Genomic DNA, 18683 nt, shown 5'->3' with positions numbered 1-18683 from the left:
TGCAAAGGAACAAGTGGGCAGCGTAGCCGCTGCTCAGTCGACGGGCAATCCGAGACTGTGCAGATGGGCTGTCAGCCGTTGCTGCAATTGTTGCAGATGCGGCAGGCTGATTTGATGGCGTTGCGCAACTTTGCAGGCATGGCCCAACAGGTAACTGATCTCGGTGCGGCGTCTGTTGGCCACATCCTGATACATGGAAGAGAAGTTGGCCGCGGTGGCATGAATCACCCGCTCGACTTCCTGTTGCAGGTTGTCGGCCGCCGCAGGCTGACCGCAACGTTCCAGCAATTCGGTCAGTTCGGCACACAGGGTGGCGACTTCGCAGTGATGTTGCTGCAAACCGCCATTGCGGCAGTCGTGTAACACGGTCAGAGGATTGATCGCACAATTGAGCGCCAGTTTTCGCCACAGACGGGTGAGAATGTCGGCGCTCCATTCGTGGGGGATTTTTGCCGCTTCCAGATCGTCGAGCCAGATCGGTGCCACAGGATGGCCGGCATCACCGAGCCAGGTGTAGCCATGGCCGGCGAAGACCACGCGCCAGTCACCGTCGCGAAATGCGCCTTCGGTGCTCGATGCGCTGATGCAGCGTAACTGCGGCACGAGCGCCGCAACGGCTTCCTGGCTGCCGAGGCCGTTCTGTAGAAGAATCAGTTCGGCGTCCGGCGCCAGGCGATGAACCACGGCGGCCACGGCGCTTTCGGCGTCGTAGGCCTTGCAGGCCACCAGCAGGCGGCGGATCGGTCCGGGGCTGTCCGGGGTTTCGCCGGGGATGACGTAAGTGCTGGCGATGCCTTGTTCGACGAGGGTCAGCCCGCCAGCGGTCGCATAGTCATGCAGGCGGTCGATGTCACGCAGGATCAGCCGCACCGGCAATCCGGCCCGGGCCAGTCGCGTGGCCCAGAGGGTGCCGAGACTTCCGGCGCCGAGGATGTGCCAGGGGGTGGACATCAGTTTTTCACTCGGTAAGGTACAGGCATGCAAGGCTCGCCGTGTCGGTGGGTAAAGACCCGTTATAATGAGCCCGATTTTAACCGCAAGCCAAGCGCGCCGGGTCCTGAACGAGCGCGCCTTTTTATTGGAGAGATTACATGCCGTCGTTCGACGTGGTATCCGAACTGGACAAACACGAGCTCACCAACGCGGTCGAGAACGCCGCGAAGGATCTCGATCGTCGTTATGACCTGAAAGGCAAGGGCAGCTACGAGTACAAGGAAAAGGAACTGACCGTCAACCTGACCGCTGAAGCCGAATTTCAGCTGGAGGCGATGATCGAAATCCTCAAGCTGGCACTGGTCAAGCGCAAGATCGATGTGCAGTGCCTCGAGGTCAAGGACGCTTACGCATCGGGCAAGGTGATGAAGCAGGATGCCGTACTTCGGGAGGGCATCGACAAGGAGCTGGCGAAGAAGATCGTCGCTCACATCAAGGACGCCAAGCTCAAGGTGCAGGCCGCCATCCAGGGCGAGCAGGTGCGCGTGACCGGCAAGAAGCGTGACGATCTGCAGGAAGCCATTGCAGCCCTGCGTGCCAAGGAATTCGGCATGCCACTTCAGTTCAACAACTTCCGCGACTGAGCCACCTCGGTCGGGAACCTCTCGGCGTTTTCAGCGTCCGAGGGCCAAGCAGCGGCAGAAACGATTGAGCCTCAAGGGACTCGGTCTTTCTGCCGTTGATCTTTCATAGCCCGGGTAGCCGGAAATCAGGAGATAAAAGATGGATTTGAATGCTGAGGTGGACAACCTGGTCAAGGTGTCCCAGGCGTGGATTCCGATGATCATGGAGTACGGCAGCCGTGTGCTGCTGGCGGTGATTACCCTGGCCATCGGCTGGTGGCTGATCAACAAGGTCACGCAAAAGCTGGGCGGCCTGCTGGCCCTGCGCAATGCCGATCTGGCGCTGCAAGGTTTCATCAGCAGCCTGGCCAACATCGTGCTCAAGGTGCTGCTGATCGTCAGCGTCGCGTCGATGATCGGTGTCGAGACCACCTCGTTCGTCGCGGCGATCGGTGCGGCGGGCCTGGCCATCGGTCTGGCGTTGCAGGGCAGCCTGGCGAACTTCGCCGGCGGCGTGCTGATTCTGCTGTTCCGTCCGTTCCGTATCGGTGACTGGATCGAAGCGCAGGGCGTGGCGGGTACTGTCGACAGCATCCAGATTTTCCACACGGTGCTGCGTACCGGTGACAACAAGACCATCATCGTACCGAACGGCAATCTGTCGAACGGCATCATCACTAACACCAACCGTCAGCCGACCCGCAAGGTTGTGTTCGATGTGGGTGTCGATTACGAAGCCGATCTGCAAAAGGCCCGTCAGGTGCTGCTGGATCTGGCCAAGGATGATCGCGTTCTGCAGGATCCGGCACCGCAGGCCGTTATTTCGACATTGGGTGACAGTTCGATCACTGTTTCTCTGCGTGTGTGGGTTAAGACCGCAGACTACTGGGATGTGATGTTCATGTTTAACGAACAGTCCCGTGATCGTTTAAAGGCGGCCGGTATCGATATTCCGTTTCCACAGCGAGTGATTCGTGTGGTTCAGGAAACAGCGGTGCAATGATAGGTTGCTAATTAATTGCCTGACTTGTTGGTCAGGCAGTTATTACAAGTGACAGATAACAAAAAAGGCCCATCCGAAGATGGGCCTTTTTCATTCAACCTAACTAACCACTGACGATTACAAGATGTTCAGTGGGTACTCGGTGATCAGACGGAACTCTTTAACGTCGCCTTCGCCTTCATCAGCGTTGGCAACGTGCCAGGCTTGACGAATACGGAAGGACAGGTCTTTGGCCGGACCGCTTTGAACCACGTACTTGGCTTCAAAGTTGGTTTCGTGGTGCTTGCCGTCTTCACCGTAGAGACCGGCATAAGAGCTACCCGCTGGAGTGTGGGTGCCGTCGATGTCCCAACCCTTGACGTAACGAACCATGAAGCTCAGGCCAGGAACGCCGTACTCGGCCATTTTCAGGTCGTAACGGGCTTGCAGGGATTTCTCGCCTGCACCGTTGAAGTCGGAGTACTGGATGGAGTTGGCGAGGAAGATCGAGTCGCCACCACGGTTGTTTTTGCCCACGCCGATGTAGTCGAACGGGGTGTCGCCGTTGACCTTCTGGAAGGCCAGGGTGAAGGTGTGTGCCTTCAGGAACGACAGGGCGGTCGCCAGGGAGAATGTGGTGTTGCTGATGTCACCTGCTTTGGCGCTGCCGGTGTCGGTGGTGCGGTAGATGTTGAAGTCAGTGTTCAGCGAAGTGTCACCACCGAACGGCGTGGTGAGGTTCACGTTGGCGTAGTACTGATTCCAGATGTCTTCGAGCTTGGCGCCGTACAACGATGCGGTCAGGTTGTCGGTGATGCCGTATTTGCCGCCGAAGTAGTCGATGCTTTTGGCTTCGACGCCAGCGTAAGTGGCGTAGAGGCCGCCTTCACGGGCGTTCTTGTCCTGGCTGGTGGCCGAGTAGAAGTGGCCGGCTTCCAGGTCGAGGTCCTTGATTTCGCTGCTCTGCAGCTGGAAGCCGCTGGCAGTTTGCGGAAGGATACGGGAACCGCCGATAGCGAACACTGGAGCCGTGGTTGGCTGCTGGTCGCCGATTTTCAGCTCGGTCTTGGAAATGCGGAATTTGATGGCGGCGCCGGCCTTGCCCTGGCTGTCGTTGACGTCATGGGCGTAACCGTTGGCTTTGACAGCATTGCTGCGGCTCATGTTACCGGTACCGCTGGTACCGTCACCGCCGTCCAGCTTTACAGCCAGGTAACCGAATGCATCGATACCGACGCCTACGGTGCCTTGGGTGTAACCGGAAGTGAAGTTGCCGAGGAAGCCCTGGGTCCAGTCTTTCTGGTCGTGGCCGCCGTTCTTGTTGTCCCGGTTGAAGTAGTAGTTCTTCAGCGTCTCGGTCAGTTTCGCGTCTTCAACAAAACCTTTGGCTTCTGCCTGGTCACTTACAAAAGGCGCGGCCGTAGCCAACTGGGAACTGGCTGCTGTAACGGCCAGTGCGATCATGCTCCACTTCATCACGCGCATCGTGATTTGCTCCTTTGGTTTTAGAAGAGTACTGCCGTCCCACCTGTTTTATTATCTGGGCGGCTCTTTCTTTTTGTGTCGGCGCAAACTTATATCACGCCGACCATGTTGGCGATACTTGCGCCTACAACCTTTCATGTTCTTTACGACGCTGTCGCAAATGACTGGGTCGATGTCGCAAATTCACAGTACCCATGCAGCCGGGCTGACAACTTTATCGCTGTTTCCGAGCCTTTCTGCATCGGTAAAAAAGAGTCCCTGGCAAAACACTTGAATCTCCATCGGGCAACCCTGCCACTGTTTTTCTGGGGTCTTGAGTGTCCACTTCCCGTGGGGTACTCATGGCCCATTTGAGTATGAATGCAACAAGCGTGCACAAACCGCAGAATCGATGCGGTTATTTTCTTTCGCACCCGCCCGACTCTGTAAAAACCTTGTAAAACCGGGGCTTCTGGCACGAAGTTGACGGGGGTTGACGCACCCCTGTTGCCTGGTGCTGTCACAGGTGTTTCAGCCCGCGACAATCAAAAACGTTACCGGTTCACCCTGTCAGTGAGTATTTGGCGGATACTCAAGCCATTGAGCGTAGACGCGCTGTACGGTTTTGGTGCAAAAATTTTTTCCGGCTGTACTGAATTCAAACACTTGGGTCCTGTCATGGGCCTGAACACGGCAGTGCGCTGTGGTCATTTCGGCGGGTTGCACGGCTTGATCGGTCTCGTGCTGGTGCGCAATCGCCGGAAATGTTCCATGTCGGGGCACCGTTTCGCCGTGAAGGGCCGGGCAATCAAAGGTATGCTGCCGTCCTGTCGCTTGGTGCGCCTTCTCCGCAGGAGGCTCGCCAAGCTGAATGATGCCGATCAGCCGGGAGTGCATGCAGTGTTTGCTTTAGATCCACGACTTCAACAGGACAGCCTGACCATCGGCGATTTCCCGCTGTGTCGATTGCTGCTTTCCAATGACGCCAACTACCCCTGGTTCATCCTGGTGCCTCGCCGCGACGATATCAGCGAGTTGTTTCAGTTGGATGTCGCCGACCAGCAGCGTCTGTGGCAGGAAACCACCGCGCTGGCCGAAGTGCTCAAGGATTCGTTCGATGCCGACAAGATGAACGTTGCCACCCTGGGTAACGTCGTCAGTCAATTGCATATGCATGTGATTGTGCGCAAACGTGACGATGCCGCGTGGCCGGCGCCGGTCTGGGGCAAGCATCCGGCCAAGCCTTACAGCGAGGAGCAGGTAGCGGCGATTCGTGAACGTCTGCGCCTGGTGCTGGATGAAGATTTCAAGTTTCTGGAGGGCTGAATCATGAGCCTGGAACAACGTGTTACCGATCTGGAAAGTCGCCTGGCGTTTCAGGACGACACCATTCAGGCGTTGAACGATGTGCTGGTGGAGCAGCAGCGCGTGGTTGAGCGTCTGCAGTTGCAGATGGCCGCAGTGCTCAAGCGTCAGGAAGAGATGGTCGGCCAGATCGGCTCCTTCGAGGAAGATGCGCCGCCTCCGCACTACTGAGTTTCAGCTTCTTCAGGACGATAAAAAACCGCGAGCAGCCAGGCTGTTCGCGGTTTTTTCGTTGTGAATCAGCGACGCGGCAGAGCCGCGATCACGTCTTCGGCCTGCAGGCCTTTGTCACGGTTCATCACCGAGAACTCCACGCGCTGGCCTTCGACCAGTACGCGGTGGCCTTCGCCGCGGATGGCGCGAAAGTGCACGAAAATATCATCGCCGGAGTCCCGGGAGATAAAGCCGAAGCCCTTGGAGGTGTTGAACCACTTGACGGTGCCGGTATCGCGGTTGCTCATGTCGTAGTTGGTCGGAGCGGCAGCCGGGGAGGACTTGTAGAAACTGACGGCCAGGTGCAGGACCACGGCAACCAGAGCGATTGCCAGGCTGAACAGAACCGCAGGCTGACCGGCGATGACCGGCATCGGTGCGATCAGGGTCAGGGTTTGCAGTACGACGGTCAGAACCAGAAGGGCGCTGACCAGATTTTGCAGATGCTGGCGCGGGCCTTTGTTCCAGTTAGGGATCACCGGAGCAATGACCAGGTTCAGCAGGCCGAAAAAGGCCAGGTAAAGTGCATCGGGTTGTTGCAGGTAAGGAACGGCTTCGGATTTCAAGCTGGGTATGAACGACAGCAGCAACGCCGCTGCGCCCATCAGCAGGTGGACGATTTTCAACATTTTTATTGACTCACGTTATGACGGCTCACAAGGAAGAGCTGAAGGCGCACGGTTCGCTTCGAAACAATAAGAGGCGTTGGACACGTGCCCGGCATCAGCCTATGCGCAACACCCGGAAAACGGGGCGTAGCGACACACTGCCTATTTAACAGCAAAGCCCGTAGCGACTCAAATCACCCCGGCCAGCGGGTGCGTGGGGCGATTTGTCGCCTCTATGGGCTCGATACGGGGGCTGCGGGGCGAGGGTGCCCTTGCTACAGTGAAACGGCATCTGCTGGATGAACTCAATCGCCTCAGGGGGTAAACATGGCAATCGATATCGGTATCAGTGAAGAGGATCGCAAATCCATCGTCGAAGGGTTGTCGCGCCTGCTGTCGGACACCTATGTGCTGTATCTGAAAACCCACAACTTCCACTGGAACGTCACCGGGCCGATGTTCCGCACCCTGCACCTGATGTTCGAAGAGCAATACAACGAACTGGCCCTGGCCGTGGACTCGATAGCCGAGCGCATCCGCGCACTGGGTTTCCCCGCACCAGGTGCCTATGCGACTTATGCGCGTCTTTCTTCTATTAAAGAAGAAGTGGGTGTGCCGAGTGCCGAAGACATGATCAGGCAGCTGGTCGAAGGCCAGGAAGCGGTCACTCGTACCGCTCGCGGCATTTTTCCACTGCTGGACAAGGTCAGTGATGAACCGACGGCTGATCTTCTGACTCAGCGCATGCAGGTTCACGAGAAAACCGCCTGGATGCTGAGGGCGCTGCTCGAAGCCTGATCGCGCAGGCGCACGAACACAAGTTGTGGGGCGTGCGCCTTTTTTGAAACGTGAAAAGACATCCAATGATGTAAGAAATTCGGAAGGCGATCTGCCGCTCCATCATCCTCCCTACTGTGTTGGCTTATCCTACGCGGACGGACAAAAAGTCGTCTGGATATGCCGTTGCCCCTGCGCATTTAATGAGTTGACAGGATGTTGCCTCGACGAGAGGCAGCGATGGCAAAGGAGTGTCAACGATATGGAAGATGGAGAGAGGCGAGATGGCCTTGTCATGGGTTTGCGACAGGAGAGGGGGCTGGCGCCGCTTCTTGAAGAGTTCGACATGACATTGATCCGGCCGCTGGCCCGTTCGGTGCGGCTGAATGGTTTTGCGACCTGCATGCGGCTGGAGCAGGTTTACTGGAATATTCTGGGCCGCATGGCCGAGAACAACAGCTGTTCGGTCGGGACGCTGTTGTCCCGTGTGGATCGCGAAGTGCATCTGCGCCACGGCGGGGTCAAGAACTTCAGCGGCCTTGTGCGGGTGGTCTGTGTTGTCCACGGCCTGCGGGAAGCCTCGGCGGCAGCCGGGAGTTGTCGGTGAGGGGGCGGCCCGTGCAGTCTTCCGGCTGCACAGGCCGCATTTTAATGGATATAATCCCGCTCTTTCGCCACACCGCCCTGCGGGAGCTGGCAATCTGATCACCGAGACAACTCCATGCCGATGTACGATTACCAATGTGCTTCCTGTGGTCATCAGTTGGAAGCCATTCAAAAGATCAGTGACGCACCGCTGGTCGATTGCCCTGCCTGTCAGGCACCAGAACTCAGGAAACAGCTGTCCATGCCAGGCTTTCGTCTAAGCGGCAGCGGTTGGTACGAAACCGATTTCAAGACCGGCGCGAAGAAGAATCTGGCCGGTGGCGACAAATCCGACTAGGGTTCATGCCCGGGTCCAACGACACGCGAGAGCATCCACCGGCCGCACGGAATCTGAGTGCGGCGGATCTCCACCGAATTTCGAATTACGAGAAGCGAAACCACTACCATGATGCGCAGCCATTATTGCGGCCAACTGAACGAAAGCCTGGAAGGCCAGGAAATTACCCTTTGCGGATGGGTTCACCGTCGCCGCGACCACGGCGGGGTGATTTTCCTCGATATCCGTGATCGTGACGGTCTGGCCCAGGTGGTATTCGATCCGGATCGCGCCGAAAGCTTCGCCGCCGCCGACCGCGTTCGCAGCGAATACGTCGTGAAGATCACCGGCAAGGTGCGTCTGCGTCCGGCCGGCGCCGTCAATGCCAACATGGCCTCGGGTGCAATCGAAGTGCTGGGTTACGAGCTGGAAGTGTTGAACGAGGCCGAAACGCCTCCGTTCCCGCTGAACGAATACTCGGACGTCGGCGAAGAAACCCGTCTGCGCTACCGCTTCCTCGACCTGCGTCGTCCGGAAATGGCCGAGAAGCTGCGTCTGCGTTCGCGCATGACCACCAGCATCCGTCGCTACCTCGACGAGAACGGCTTCCTCGACGTGGAAACGCCGATCCTGACCCGTGCGACGCCGGAAGGCGCGCGCGACTACCTCGTGCCGAGCCGTACCCACGCCGGTTCGTTCTTCGCCCTGCCGCAATCGCCGCAGTTGTTCAAGCAGCTGCTGATGGTGGCCGGTTTCGACCGTTACTACCAGATCGCCAAGTGCTTCCGCGACGAAGACCTGCGTGCCGACCGTCAGCCTGAATTCACTCAGATCGACATCGAGACCAGCTTCCTCGACGAAAAAGACATCATGGGCCTGACCGAAGGCATGATCCGCAACCTGTTCAAGGAAGTGCTGGATCTGGAGTTCGGCGAATTCCCGCACATGACGTTCGAAGAAGCCATGCGCCGTTACGGTTCCGACAAGCCGGACCTGCGCAACCCGCTGGAGCTGGTGGACGTTGCCGACCAACTGAAAGAAGTCGATTTCAAGGTCTTCAGCGGCCCTGCCAACGACCCGAAATGCCGTATCGCCGCATTGCGCGTTCCAGGCGGGGCGAGCATGCCGCGCAAGCAGATCGACGACTACACCAAGTTCGTCGGCATCTACGGTGCCAAGGGCCTGGCGTACATCAAGGTCAACGAGCGCGCTGCCGGTGTTGAAGGCCTGCAATCGCCAATCGTGAAAAACATCCCGGAAGCCAACCTGAACGTGATCCTCGATCGCGTTGGCGCAGTCGACGGCGATATCGTGTTCTTCGGCGCCGACAAGGCCAAGATCGTCAGCGAAGCCCTGGGCGCGCTGCGTATCAAGCTCGGTCACGACCTGAAGCTGCTGACCTGCGAGTGGGCACCGATGTGGGTCGTCGACTTCCCGATGTTCGAAGAGAACGATGACGGCAGCTTCTCCGCATTGCACCACCCGTTCACGGCGCCGAAGTGCACCCCGGAAGAGCTCGAAGCCAATCCGGCTGGCGCGCTGTCCCGTGCCTACGACATGGTTCTGAACGGCACCGAGCTGGGTGGCGGTTCGATCCGTATCCACCGCAAAGAGATGCAACAGGCGGTATTCCGTCTGCTGGGCATCAACGAAGCGGAACAGGAAGAGAAGTTCGGCTTCCTGCTCGATGCCCTGAAATACGGTGCGCCACCACACGGTGGTCTGGCCTTCGGTCTGGACCGTCTGGTGATGCTGATGACCGGTGCCCAGTCGATCCGTGAAGTGATCGCCTTCCCGAAAACCCAGAGTGCCGCCGACGTGATGACGCAGGCGCCGGGTGTCGTGGATGCCAAGGCACTGCGCGAATTGCACATTCGTTTGCGCGAAACGCCAAAGGCTGAGTAAGACGGGCCTGAAGGCGCATCTTCGGATGCGCCTTTTTTCTTTCTGCAAGGAACAGGTCGAGATTTTTTGTTTGCCGGCTGCGCAATGTGCCAAGCGGGCAAGGTTTCAAAGAGAATTCGGAGCGAGTTATGGCAGGTCATTCCAAGTGGGCGAACATCAAGCACCGCAAAGAACGTCAGGATGCCAAGAGAGGCAAGATCTTCACCAAGTGGATTCGTGAACTGACCGTCGCGGCCCGTCAGGGCGGCGGCGATCCGGGTTCCAACCCGCGTCTGCGACTGGCCCTGGACAAGGCGCTGGGCGCCAACATGAGTCGTGACATCATCGATCGTGCCGTGGCCCGTGGTGCCGGTGCGACCGAAGCGGACAACGTTGAGGAGCTGACCTACGAAGGTTACGGTCCCGGCGGTGTGGCGGTGATGGTCGAGTGCATGACCGACAACCGCAACCGCACTGCCGCAGCCGTGCGCCATGCGTTCAGCAAATGCGGCGGCAACCTCGGGACTGACGGTTCTGTAGCCTATCTGTTCGAACGCAAGGGGCAGATCAGTTTCGCGCCGGGTGTTGATGAAGACTCCCTGACCGAAGCGGCGCTGGAAGCCGATGCCGACGATGTGGTTGCTCATGAAGACGGCTCGATTGACGTGTTCACCTCGTTCACCAGCTTCTATGCGGTGCGCAATGCGTTGGAAGTGGCGGGCTTCAAGGGTGATGATGCGGAAATCGTCATGCAGCCGACCACCAGCACCGAGCTGGATCTGGAAGGTGCGGAGAAGGTGCTCAAGCTGATCGACATGCTCGAGGATCTGGATGACGTGCAGAACGTCTATTCCAACGCGGACATTCCGGAAGACGTGGCGGCTCAGCTCGGTTAAGACCGACTATTCTCCACTGTGGGAGCGAGCCTGCTCGCGAATGCGGACTTTCATGCAGCCTCGTTGCCGAGGATGAAACCGTTTTCGCGAGCAGGCTCGCTCCCACATTCGTTATTCGTTGCATTTGATCTTTTGCCTTTACCGAATCCTCAGGCGTTATGACTTTAATTCTTGGTATCGACCCCGGTTCGCGCATCACCGGATATGGCGTGGTACGCGATACTGGTCGTGGTTGCGTCTACGTGGCTTCCGGCTGCATTCGCACCGGCGCCGGCGAGTTGCACGAGCGTCTGCAGATCGTTTATCGCGGCGTGCGGGAAATCATCCAGACCTACGGACCGGTGACCATGGGCATCGAGAAGGTGTTCATGGCGAAAAACGCCGATTCCGCGCTGAAACTGGGGCAGGCGCGGGGAGCTGCCATTGTCGCTGGCGCTGAAGAGAGTCTGGAGATCGCCGAGTACACGGCGACCCAGGTCAAGCAAGCGGTGGTGGGCACCGGCGCCGCCAACAAAGAGCAGGTGCAGATGATGGTCATGCATATGCTGAAGCTGACCAGCAAACCGCAGATCGATGCGTCGGATGCCCTGGCAATCGCCATTTGTCATGCACACACCCGGTCCAGCTTGCTGCCTCACGGTCTGGGTACCGCACGCAGTCGTGGCGGTCGCCTGCGTCTCTGATAGCATCAGCAGTCAAATTTCCGGAAGGCGGATCTCGTGCCTGGGTCGTCGGCCCGAAAACCGCTTTTCGACAGTCGCCAGCCCACGGCTGGCCAACGCTCAAGGATCTGAAACGTGATTGGACGCCTGCGGGGCACCCTCGCTGAAAAACAGCCGCCGCATCTGATTCTGGATGTAAACGGCCTCGGGTATGAGCTGGAAGTGCCCATGACCACCCTGTATCGCCTGCCGTCGGTCGGGGAGCCGCTGACCTTGCACACCCATTTGGTCGTACGCGAAGACGCGCAGTTACTCTATGGTTTTGCCGGCAAGCGTGAGCGAGACTTTTTTCGCGAGCTGATCCGTCTCAATGGTGTAGGGCCCAAGCTGGCGCTGGCCTTGATGTCGAGCCTGGAGGTGGACGAGCTGATTCGTTGCGTGCAATCCCAGGACACCTCGGCGCTGACCAAGGTGCCGGGCGTCGGCAAGAAAACCGCCGAGCGTTTGCTGGTGGAGCTCAAGGACCGCTTCAAGGCCTGGGAAACCTCGCCGGCCATGTTTGCGCTGGTGCCGAACCAGCCGGACGGCCCGGCGCCGGTCAACACCGCCGAGAACGACGCGGTCAGCGCGCTGATTTCCCTGGGCTACAAGCCGCAGGAAGCCAGCAAGGCGATTTCCGCGATCAAGGAGAAAGGCTTGAGCAGCGAAGACATGATCCGACGCGCCCTGAAGGGAATGATTTAAGTGATTGAAGCTGATCGTCTGATCGCCGCCACGCACAGTCCGCGTGAGCGCGAAGAAGTCCAGGATCGGGCGATACGTCCCGTCAGCCTGGCCGAATACATCGGCCAGCCGACCGTGCGCGAGCAGATGGAACTGTTTATCCAGGCCGCCCGGGGCCGTGGCGAATCTCTCGACCACACCCTGATCTTCGGTCCGCCGGGGCTGGGGAAGACCACTCTGGCCAATATCATTGCCCAGGAAATGGGCGTATCGATCAAGAGCACCTCGGGGCCGGTGCTCGAGCGACCGGGCGATCTGGCGGCGCTGCTGACCAATCTTGAGCCTCACGATGTGCTGTTCATCGATGAAATCCATCGTCTGTCGCCGATCGTGGAAGAAGTGCTGTATCCGGCGATGGAGGATTTCCAGCTCGACATCATGATCGGTGAAGGGCCGGCGGCGCGTTCGATCAAGCTTGATCTGCCGCCGTTCACCCTGGTCGGTGCGACGACGCGGGCGGGGATGCTGACCAACCCGTTGCGCGACCGTTTCGGGATTGTCCAGCGTCTTGAGTTCTACAGCACTGCAGATCTGGCGACGATTGTCAGCCGCTCGGCGAACATCCTCGGTTTGCCGCTGGATCCTGAAGGTTCTTTCGAGGTCGCCCGTCGTGCCCGTGGCACGCCGCGAATCGCCAACAGATTGTTGCGTCGGGTACGGGATTTCGCCGAGGTCCGGGCCAAGGGGCATATCACCAAGTCCGTTGCCGACCTGGCGCTCAACCTGCTGGATGTCGACGAGCACGGTTTCGATCATCAGGACCGGCGTTTGCTGTTGACCATGATCGAGAAGTTCGATGGCGGGCCGGTCGGCATTGATAGTCTGGCCGCTGCGATCAGCGAGGAGCGCCATACCATCGAGGATGTGCTGGAGCCGTATCTGATTCAGCAGGGCTACATCATGCGTACGCCGCGAGGCAGGGTGGTGACCCGGCATGCGTATCTGCATTTTGGTTTAAACATTCCGTCACGAATGGGCGAAACACCCGTGGCAGACGAGTTTCTCGATGCCTTGGACGATTGATACACATTTATTGGCGATTTATTCAGCGTTTGTACTGTCTCAGGACGGTACTTTTGCGGTAAAGCCTTTGAACAATGAAAAACAGTTGCCTGGCCGGATTGGCAACCCGAGGAGTAAGCACTAGAGTATGCGCGCGCAAAACGGGCTTGAGCCGTTCGCACATCGTTGTCGCGTTTATTACGAGGACACCGATGCGGGCGGCATCGTGTATTACGTTAATTACCTCAAGTTTATGGAACGGGCTCGAACCGAGCGGCTCCGGGAGCTGGGCTTTGCCCAGTCGGCGCTGGCAGGTGAGGACCTGTTGTTCGTCGTGCATTCCAGCGAAGCGCGTTATCACGCGCCGGCGCGACTGGACGACGAGCTGCTGGTAAGCGCTGATGTAATCGAATTGAACCGTGCCAGTCTGCGCTTTCGACAGCAGGTCAGGCGGGCAACGGATAATGTGCTGCTCTGTGAGGGGCAGTTTCTGGTGGCCTGTGTGCGCACTAACAGTTTGAAACCCCGGGCCCTTCCCGAAGACTTGCGTACGGCTTTCGCCGAGGCGGTCGGCACGGGTACACACTTGAAGCAGGAGATAAAGCGTGGAAGCTAACGTCGTCGACCATTCCTCCATGTGGAGCCTGGTCAGCAATGCCAGCATCGTGGTGCAGTTGGTAATGTTGACCCTGGTGGCCGCATCGGTGACCTCATGGATCATGATCTTTCAGCGCAGCAATCTGCTGCGCGCCGGTCGACGTGCCCTGGAGAGCTTCGAGGAGCGCTTCTGGTCGGGTATCGACCTGTCCAAACTCTACCGTCAGGCCGGCAGCAACCCGGATCCCGACTCGGGCGTCGAGCAGATCTTCCGTGCCGGTTTCAAGGAGTTCTCGCGTCTGCGCCAGCAGCCGGGTGTCGATCCTGAAGCGGTGATGGAAGGCGTGGCCCGTGCCATGCGCGTGGCCATCTCCCGCGAGGAAGAAAAACTCGAGCAGAGCCTGCCGTTCCTGGCCACTGTCGGCTCGGTCAGCCCGTATATCGGTCTGTTCGGTACCGTCTGGGGGATCATGAACTCGTTCCGCGGTCTGGCCAGCGCACAACAGGCCACTCTCGCCACAGTGGCGCCGGGTATTGCCGAGGCCCTGGTCGCTACCGCGATCGGCCTGTTCGCCGCGATCCCGGCCGTTATCGCTTACAACCGTTTCTCTGCCCGCAGCGAAACCCTGCTGGGCCGCTACTACACCTTCGCCGATGAGTTCCAGGCGATCCTGCACCGCAAAGTGCACACCAGCGAAGAATAAGCAGGTATTTCCCGATGGCTTTAATCACTCGAGCCCGACACAAGCGCAAGCCGGTCGCCGAGATGAACGTAGTGCCTTACATCGACGTGATGCTGGTGCTGCTGGTCATCTTCATGGTGACTGCGCCGATGCTCAATCAGGGCGTGAAGGTGGATCTGCCCAAGGTTTCCAGCGAAGCCTTGCCGCAGGACAACAACACCCAGGTGCTGACCATTTCGATCAAGGCTGACAAGACCTACTACTGGAACCTTGGCAGCGAAGTCGACACCGAGAAGCAACAGGACCGGGCCATGACCCTGCCGCAGATGACCAGCGCGGTGACCAAGATCATCGCGGCCGGCAATGATAACGGCAAGCGTACCCAGGTCTTCATCCGTGGCGACAAGTCCGTCGATTATGGCTCCGTCATGGGCGCCATGGGCGGGTTGCAGAAAGCCGGGGTCGGTAATGTTGGCTTGATCACCGAGGCGCCCTGATGCAGCAACAGCGAGAGCCGTCCGCCTCGGAAAGCTACTTCTGGCCCAGCGTCTGGGCGATTGGCTTGCACGTGCTGGTGTTCGGCATGCTGTTCGTCAGTTTCGCCATGACGCCTGAGCTGCCGCCGGCCAAGCCGATTGTCCAGGCGACCTTGTACCAGCTGAAATCGAAAAGTCAGGCGACCACCCAGACCAATCAGAAGATTGCGGGTGAGGCGAAGAAGTCCGCCGCGCGCCAGACCGAAGTCGAGCAGATGGAGCAGAAAAAGGTCGAGCAGGAGGCAATCAAGGCGGCGGAACAAAAGAAAGAAGAAGCGGCTCAAAAGGCCGAGGAAGCCAAGAAGGCCGATGAGGCGAAGAAAGCGGAACAGGCGAAGAAGGCTGACGAAGCCAAGAAAGCCGAAGACGCGAAGAAAGCCGCCGAAGCCAAGAAGGCAGAAGAGAAACAATTGGCTGATATAGCCAAGAAGAAAGCTGAAGAAGAAGCCAAGAAGGCTGCTGAAGAAGAGGCCAAGAAAGAGGCTGCTGAAGAAGCCAGGAAGAAAATCGTCGAGGACGCGAAGAAGAAAGCCGCCGAAGACGCCAAGAAGAAAGCCGAAGCTGAAGAGGCGAAAAAGAAAGTCGCCGACGAAGCCAAGAAGAAAGCGGCTGCCGATGCTGCGAAGAAGAAAGCGCAGGAGGCGGCACGCAAATCGGTCGAGGACAAGAAGGCCCAGGCACTCGCCGACCTGTTGTCCGACAAGACCGAGCGTCAGCAGGCTTTGGCGGATGAACGTGGTGACGAAACCGCGGGCAGCTTCGATGATCTGATTCGTGCGCGGGCGGCGGAAGGCTGGGCTCGTCCTCCTTCGGCACGCAAAGGCATGACGGTTGTGCTGCAGATCGGCATGTTGCCGGACGGCACGGTGACCACGGTCAGCGTGGCCAAGTCCAGCGGCGACGGTCCGTTCGATGCGTCGGCAGTGGCAGCGGTCAAGAATATTGGACGTTTGACGGAAATGCAGGGAATGAAGCCGAGCGATTTCGCTCCGTATCGTTCATTCAAGATGACATTCACACCTGAGGATCTAGCCTTGTGAGAAACCTTCTTCGAGGAATGCTGGTCGTGATCTGCTGCATGGCAGGGATCGCGATGGCGGATGAAAAGAACATTCTGGTCACCAGCGGCAGCGATCGGGCGACCCCGATCGCCGTCGTGCCGTTCGGCTTCCAGGGCGGTGCCGTGCTGCCGGATGACATGGCTGAAATCATTGGCAACGATTTGCGGAACTCGGGCTATTACTCGCCGATTCCGAAGCAAAACATGATCAGCCAGCCAAGCCAGCCGAGCGAAATCATCTTCCGTGACTGGAAGGCGGTGGGGGCCCAGTACATGATGGTCGGCAATATTGTTCCGGCGGGCGGTCGCCTGCAGGTGCAGTGGGCGCTGTTCAACGTCGCCACCGAGCAGAAAGTGGCGGACGGCAGTGTTTCCGGTACGACCGAGCAGCTGCGTGACATGGCCCACTACATCTCCGATCAGTCGTTTGAAAAGCTGACCGGTATCAAGGGTGCATTTTCGACCCGTCTGCTGTACGTGACGGCCGAGCGCTTCTCCGAGAAGAACACCCGTTACACGCTGCAACGTTCGGACTACGACGGCGCCCGTGCCGTTACCCTGCTGCAGTCGCGCGAGCCTATCCTGTCGCCGCGTTTCGCACCGGATGGCAAGCGCATCGCCTATGTGTCGTTCGAACAGAAGCGTCCGCGCATCTTCATGCAGAACATCGACACCGGTCGCCGTGAGCAGATCACCAACTTCGAAGGCCTGAACGGTGCTCCGGCCTGGTCGCCGGATGGCAATCGCCTGGCGTTCGTACTGTCGAAGGACGGCAACCCGGACGTCTACGTGATGAACCTCGGCTCGCGCCAGATCACCCGAGTGACTGCAGGTCCCGGCATCAACACCGAACCGTACTGGGGCAAGGATGGTTCGACCATCTACTTCACTTCCGACCGTGGCGGCAAGCCGCAGATCTACAAGACCAGCGCCAATGGCGGTGGTGCCGAGCGTGTGACGTTCGTGGGCAACTACAACGCCAACCCGAAGCTGTCGGCTGATGAAAAGACCCTGGTGATGATCCATCGTCAGGACGGTTTCACCAATTTCAAAGTGGCGGCTCAGGATTTGCAGCGCGGAAGTGTAAAAATCCTCACTGATAGCACTCTGGACGAGTCGCCTACTGTTGCGCCCAACGGCACCATGGTAATCTACGCCACCCGCCAGCAGGGCCGGGGAGTCTTGATGCTCGTGTCCATTAATGGACGCGTGAGGCTCCCGCTTCCTACCGCTCAAGGCGAAGTCAGAGAACCGTCCTGGTCCCCTTACCTGAACTGACGCGGCGCTTTACGTTTTACTTAACACACTGGGGTTCATTAGGAGTTTCACGATGGAAATGCTGAAGTTTGGTAAATTTGCTGCGCTGGCTCTGGCCATGGCTGTAGCTGTAGGTTGCTCGTCCAAGGGTGGCGACAACGCCGGTGAAGGCGCTGTTGATCCAAACGCTGGTTACGGCGCAAACACTGGTGCAGTTGACGGTTCCCTGAGCGAAGAAGCTGCTCTGCGCGCAATCACCACCTTCTACTTCGAATACGACAGCTCGGACCTGAAGCCAGAAGCCATGCGCGCTCTGGACGTTCACGCCAAAGACCTGAAAGCAAACGGCGCTCGCGTTGTTCTGGAAGGCAACACCGACGAACGTGGTACTCGTGAGTACAACATGGCACTGGGCGAGCGTCGTGCGAAAGCCGTTCAGCGCTACCTGGTACTGCAAGGTGTTTCCCCAGCTCAGCTGGAACTGGTTTCCTACGGCGAAGAGCGTCCAGTTGCTACCGGCAACGACGAGCAGTCCTGGGCTCAAAACCGTCGCGTCGAACTGCGTAAGTAATTCGATATGCGAACGTGCCGTCGTGCTGTAACTGTTCTGGCTCTCAGCCTCGCGCCGCTTGCGGCGTGGGCTGCGGTTCCTGTGGTCGATGACAACTCCGGTTATAACAATAGCGGGAGCAGTTATCCGCCTGCAGGTTACGGTACGAACGGCGCCTATGCCGGGGGAGCGGCTACGGCCCCTGCCTCGGCACAAGGCATGCTGTTCAACCAACTGCAACAGATGCAGGATCAGATATCGCGCCAGCAGGGTGTGATCGAAGAACTGCAGAATCAGGTTGCGCGCATGAAGCAGGAATCCCTGGAGCGATACCAGGATCTTGATCGGCGCATAGGGTCGGGTGTTGCACCTGCCGCGACTCCAGAGAATTCTTCAGCCGGTGGTGATGCAAGCGCTGCTGCCGGTGCCGCCGCCGGTGCCGGGGCTGCTGCTGCCCAGGCGCCCGCCGCGAGCAGTGAGCCGGGTGATCCGGCCAAGGAAAAGCTTTATTACGATGCTGCCTTCGACCTGATCAAGGCCAAGGACTTCGACAAGGCCAGCCAGGCGTTTTCTGCGTTCCTGCGTAAATACCCGAACAGTCAGTACGCGGGCAATGCCCAGTACTGGCTGGGTGAGGTGAACCTGGCCAAGGGCGACCTGCAGGGCGCGGGTCAGGCTTTCGCCAAGGTTTCTCAGTTGTATCCAAAGCACGCCAAGGTGCCGGACTCGCTGTACAAGCTGGCTGACGTAGAGCGCCGTCTCGGTCACACCGACAAGGTCAAGGGTATTCTGCAGCAAGTGGTTTCCCAATACCCGGGCACCTCTGCAGCCCAACTGGCACAACGCGATCTGCAACGCATGTAACTGTGTTTGTCCGTCTGGAAGA

The 18683-nt window shown here is 58.7% G+C and carries 22 protein-coding genes; 19 read left to right on the top strand and 3 right to left on the bottom strand.

Annotated elements, in window-relative coordinates:
- Window positions 1-33: 33 nt before the first annotated feature.
- Window positions 34-951, bottom strand: a complete 918-nt coding sequence (locus BBF94_RS08195) for a putative 2-dehydropantoate 2-reductase (protein ID WP_065258536.1) — start codon at window positions 949-951, stop codon at window positions 34-36.
- Between the two features lie 140 nt (window positions 952-1091).
- Here BBF94_RS08195 and BBF94_RS08190 point away from each other — a divergent pair, with 140 nt between their 5' ends.
- On the top strand, window positions 1092-1577 hold the full coding sequence (locus tag BBF94_RS08190) for a YajQ family cyclic di-GMP-binding protein (RefSeq protein WP_065258535.1): 486 nt from the start codon (window positions 1092-1094) through the stop codon (window positions 1575-1577).
- A 139-nt stretch (window positions 1578-1716) separates the two neighbouring features.
- Complete coding sequence (locus BBF94_RS08185; RefSeq protein WP_065258534.1) at window positions 1717-2559, top strand: mechanosensitive ion channel family protein; 843 nt, start codon at window positions 1717-1719, stop codon at window positions 2557-2559.
- A 117-nt stretch (window positions 2560-2676) separates the two neighbouring features.
- Here BBF94_RS08185 and BBF94_RS08180 read toward each other — a convergent pair whose 3' ends face one another.
- Window positions 2677-4023, bottom strand: a complete 1347-nt coding sequence (locus tag BBF94_RS08180; protein ID WP_065258533.1) for an OprD family porin — start codon at window positions 4021-4023, stop codon at window positions 2677-2679.
- A gap of 879 nt (window positions 4024-4902) precedes the next feature.
- Here BBF94_RS08180 and BBF94_RS08175 point away from each other — a divergent pair.
- Both BBF94_RS08175 and BBF94_RS08170 read left to right on the top strand, forming a co-directional pair.
- Complete coding sequence (locus tag BBF94_RS08175) at window positions 4903-5328, top strand: HIT family protein (protein WP_065258708.1); 426 nt, start codon at window positions 4903-4905, stop codon at window positions 5326-5328.
- 3 nt (window positions 5329-5331) lie between these two features.
- Window positions 5332-5538, top strand: a complete 207-nt coding sequence (locus BBF94_RS08170) for a SlyX family protein (protein ID WP_065258532.1) — start codon at window positions 5332-5334, stop codon at window positions 5536-5538.
- 68 nt (window positions 5539-5606) lie between these two features.
- Here the strand turns inward: BBF94_RS08170 and BBF94_RS28290 are convergent, their stop codons facing one another.
- Complete coding sequence (locus BBF94_RS28290) at window positions 5607-6209, bottom strand: cold-shock protein (protein WP_065258531.1); 603 nt, start codon at window positions 6207-6209, stop codon at window positions 5607-5609.
- A gap of 306 nt (window positions 6210-6515) precedes the next feature.
- On the opposite strand from BBF94_RS28290, the gene BBF94_RS08160 reads away from it, so the two are divergent.
- From BBF94_RS08160 to ybgF, 15 genes are all read left to right on the top strand, one after another.
- Entirely contained in the window at window positions 6516-6986 is a 471-nt protein-coding gene (locus BBF94_RS08160; protein ID WP_065258530.1) for a Dps family protein, read from the top strand.
- Between the two features lie 274 nt (window positions 6987-7260).
- Window positions 7261-7572: a ribbon-helix-helix domain-containing protein gene (locus tag BBF94_RS08155; protein ID WP_225875043.1), complete on the top strand. Its 312-nt coding sequence runs from the start codon at window positions 7261-7263 to the stop codon at window positions 7570-7572.
- A gap of 114 nt (window positions 7573-7686) precedes the next feature.
- Window positions 7687-7908: an FmdB family zinc ribbon protein gene (locus tag BBF94_RS08150; protein WP_065258528.1), complete on the top strand. Its 222-nt coding sequence runs from the start codon at window positions 7687-7689 to the stop codon at window positions 7906-7908.
- A gap of 108 nt (window positions 7909-8016) precedes the next feature.
- A complete protein-coding gene (gene aspS, locus BBF94_RS08145; protein WP_065258527.1) occupies window positions 8017-9792 on the top strand; it encodes an aspartate--tRNA ligase in 1776 nt (591 codons plus the stop codon).
- A gap of 128 nt (window positions 9793-9920) precedes the next feature.
- On the top strand, window positions 9921-10667 hold the full coding sequence (locus BBF94_RS08140) for a YebC/PmpR family DNA-binding transcriptional regulator (RefSeq protein WP_065258526.1): 747 nt from the start codon (window positions 9921-9923) through the stop codon (window positions 10665-10667).
- Window positions 10668-10825: 158 nt separating this feature from the next.
- Complete coding sequence (gene ruvC, locus BBF94_RS08135; protein WP_065258525.1) at window positions 10826-11350, top strand: crossover junction endodeoxyribonuclease RuvC; 525 nt, start codon at window positions 10826-10828, stop codon at window positions 11348-11350.
- Window positions 11351-11464: 114 nt separating this feature from the next.
- Entirely contained in the window at window positions 11465-12073 is a 609-nt protein-coding gene (ruvA, locus tag BBF94_RS08130) for a Holliday junction branch migration protein RuvA (RefSeq protein WP_007951205.1), read from the top strand.
- Complete coding sequence (ruvB, locus tag BBF94_RS08125) at window positions 12074-13135, top strand: Holliday junction branch migration DNA helicase RuvB (RefSeq protein ID WP_065258524.1); 1062 nt, start codon at window positions 12074-12076, stop codon at window positions 13133-13135.
- A gap of 127 nt (window positions 13136-13262) precedes the next feature.
- Entirely contained in the window at window positions 13263-13730 is a 468-nt protein-coding gene (gene ybgC / locus BBF94_RS08120; RefSeq protein WP_065258523.1) for a tol-pal system-associated acyl-CoA thioesterase, read from the top strand.
- A complete protein-coding gene (gene tolQ, locus BBF94_RS08115) occupies window positions 13720-14415 on the top strand; it encodes a protein TolQ (protein WP_065258522.1) in 696 nt (231 codons plus the stop codon). Before ybgC ends, tolQ begins: the two co-directional genes overlap by 11 nt.
- 23 nt (window positions 14416-14438) lie before the next feature.
- Entirely contained in the window at window positions 14439-14891 is a 453-nt protein-coding gene (tolR, locus tag BBF94_RS08110; protein ID WP_169432690.1) for a protein TolR, read from the top strand.
- Window positions 14891-15970, top strand: a complete 1080-nt coding sequence (gene tolA, locus BBF94_RS08105; RefSeq protein WP_065258520.1) for a cell envelope integrity protein TolA — start codon at window positions 14891-14893, stop codon at window positions 15968-15970. The genes tolR and tolA overlap by 1 nt, the downstream gene beginning before the upstream one ends.
- Window positions 15971-15987: 17 nt before the next feature.
- A complete protein-coding gene (tolB, locus tag BBF94_RS08100) occupies window positions 15988-17268 on the top strand; it encodes a Tol-Pal system beta propeller repeat protein TolB (protein WP_176704434.1) in 1281 nt (426 codons plus the stop codon).
- 52 nt (window positions 17269-17320) lie between these two features.
- Window positions 17321-17818: a peptidoglycan-associated lipoprotein Pal gene (gene pal / locus BBF94_RS08095; protein ID WP_003178634.1), complete on the top strand. Its 498-nt coding sequence runs from the start codon at window positions 17321-17323 to the stop codon at window positions 17816-17818.
- A gap of 6 nt (window positions 17819-17824) precedes the next feature.
- Entirely contained in the window at window positions 17825-18661 is an 837-nt protein-coding gene (gene ybgF, locus BBF94_RS08090; RefSeq protein WP_065258519.1) for a tol-pal system protein YbgF, read from the top strand.
- The last annotated feature ends 22 nt before the right edge of the window (window positions 18662-18683 follow it).

Origin of the sequence: Pseudomonas bananamidigenes, assembly GCF_001679645.1 — a bacterium.
Classification (GTDB): Bacteria; Pseudomonadota; Gammaproteobacteria; order Pseudomonadales; family Pseudomonadaceae; genus Aquipseudomonas; species Aquipseudomonas bananamidigenes.
Note: the sequence above shows the minus strand (reverse complement) of the source record. Positions and strands in the feature narration are given on the sequence as shown.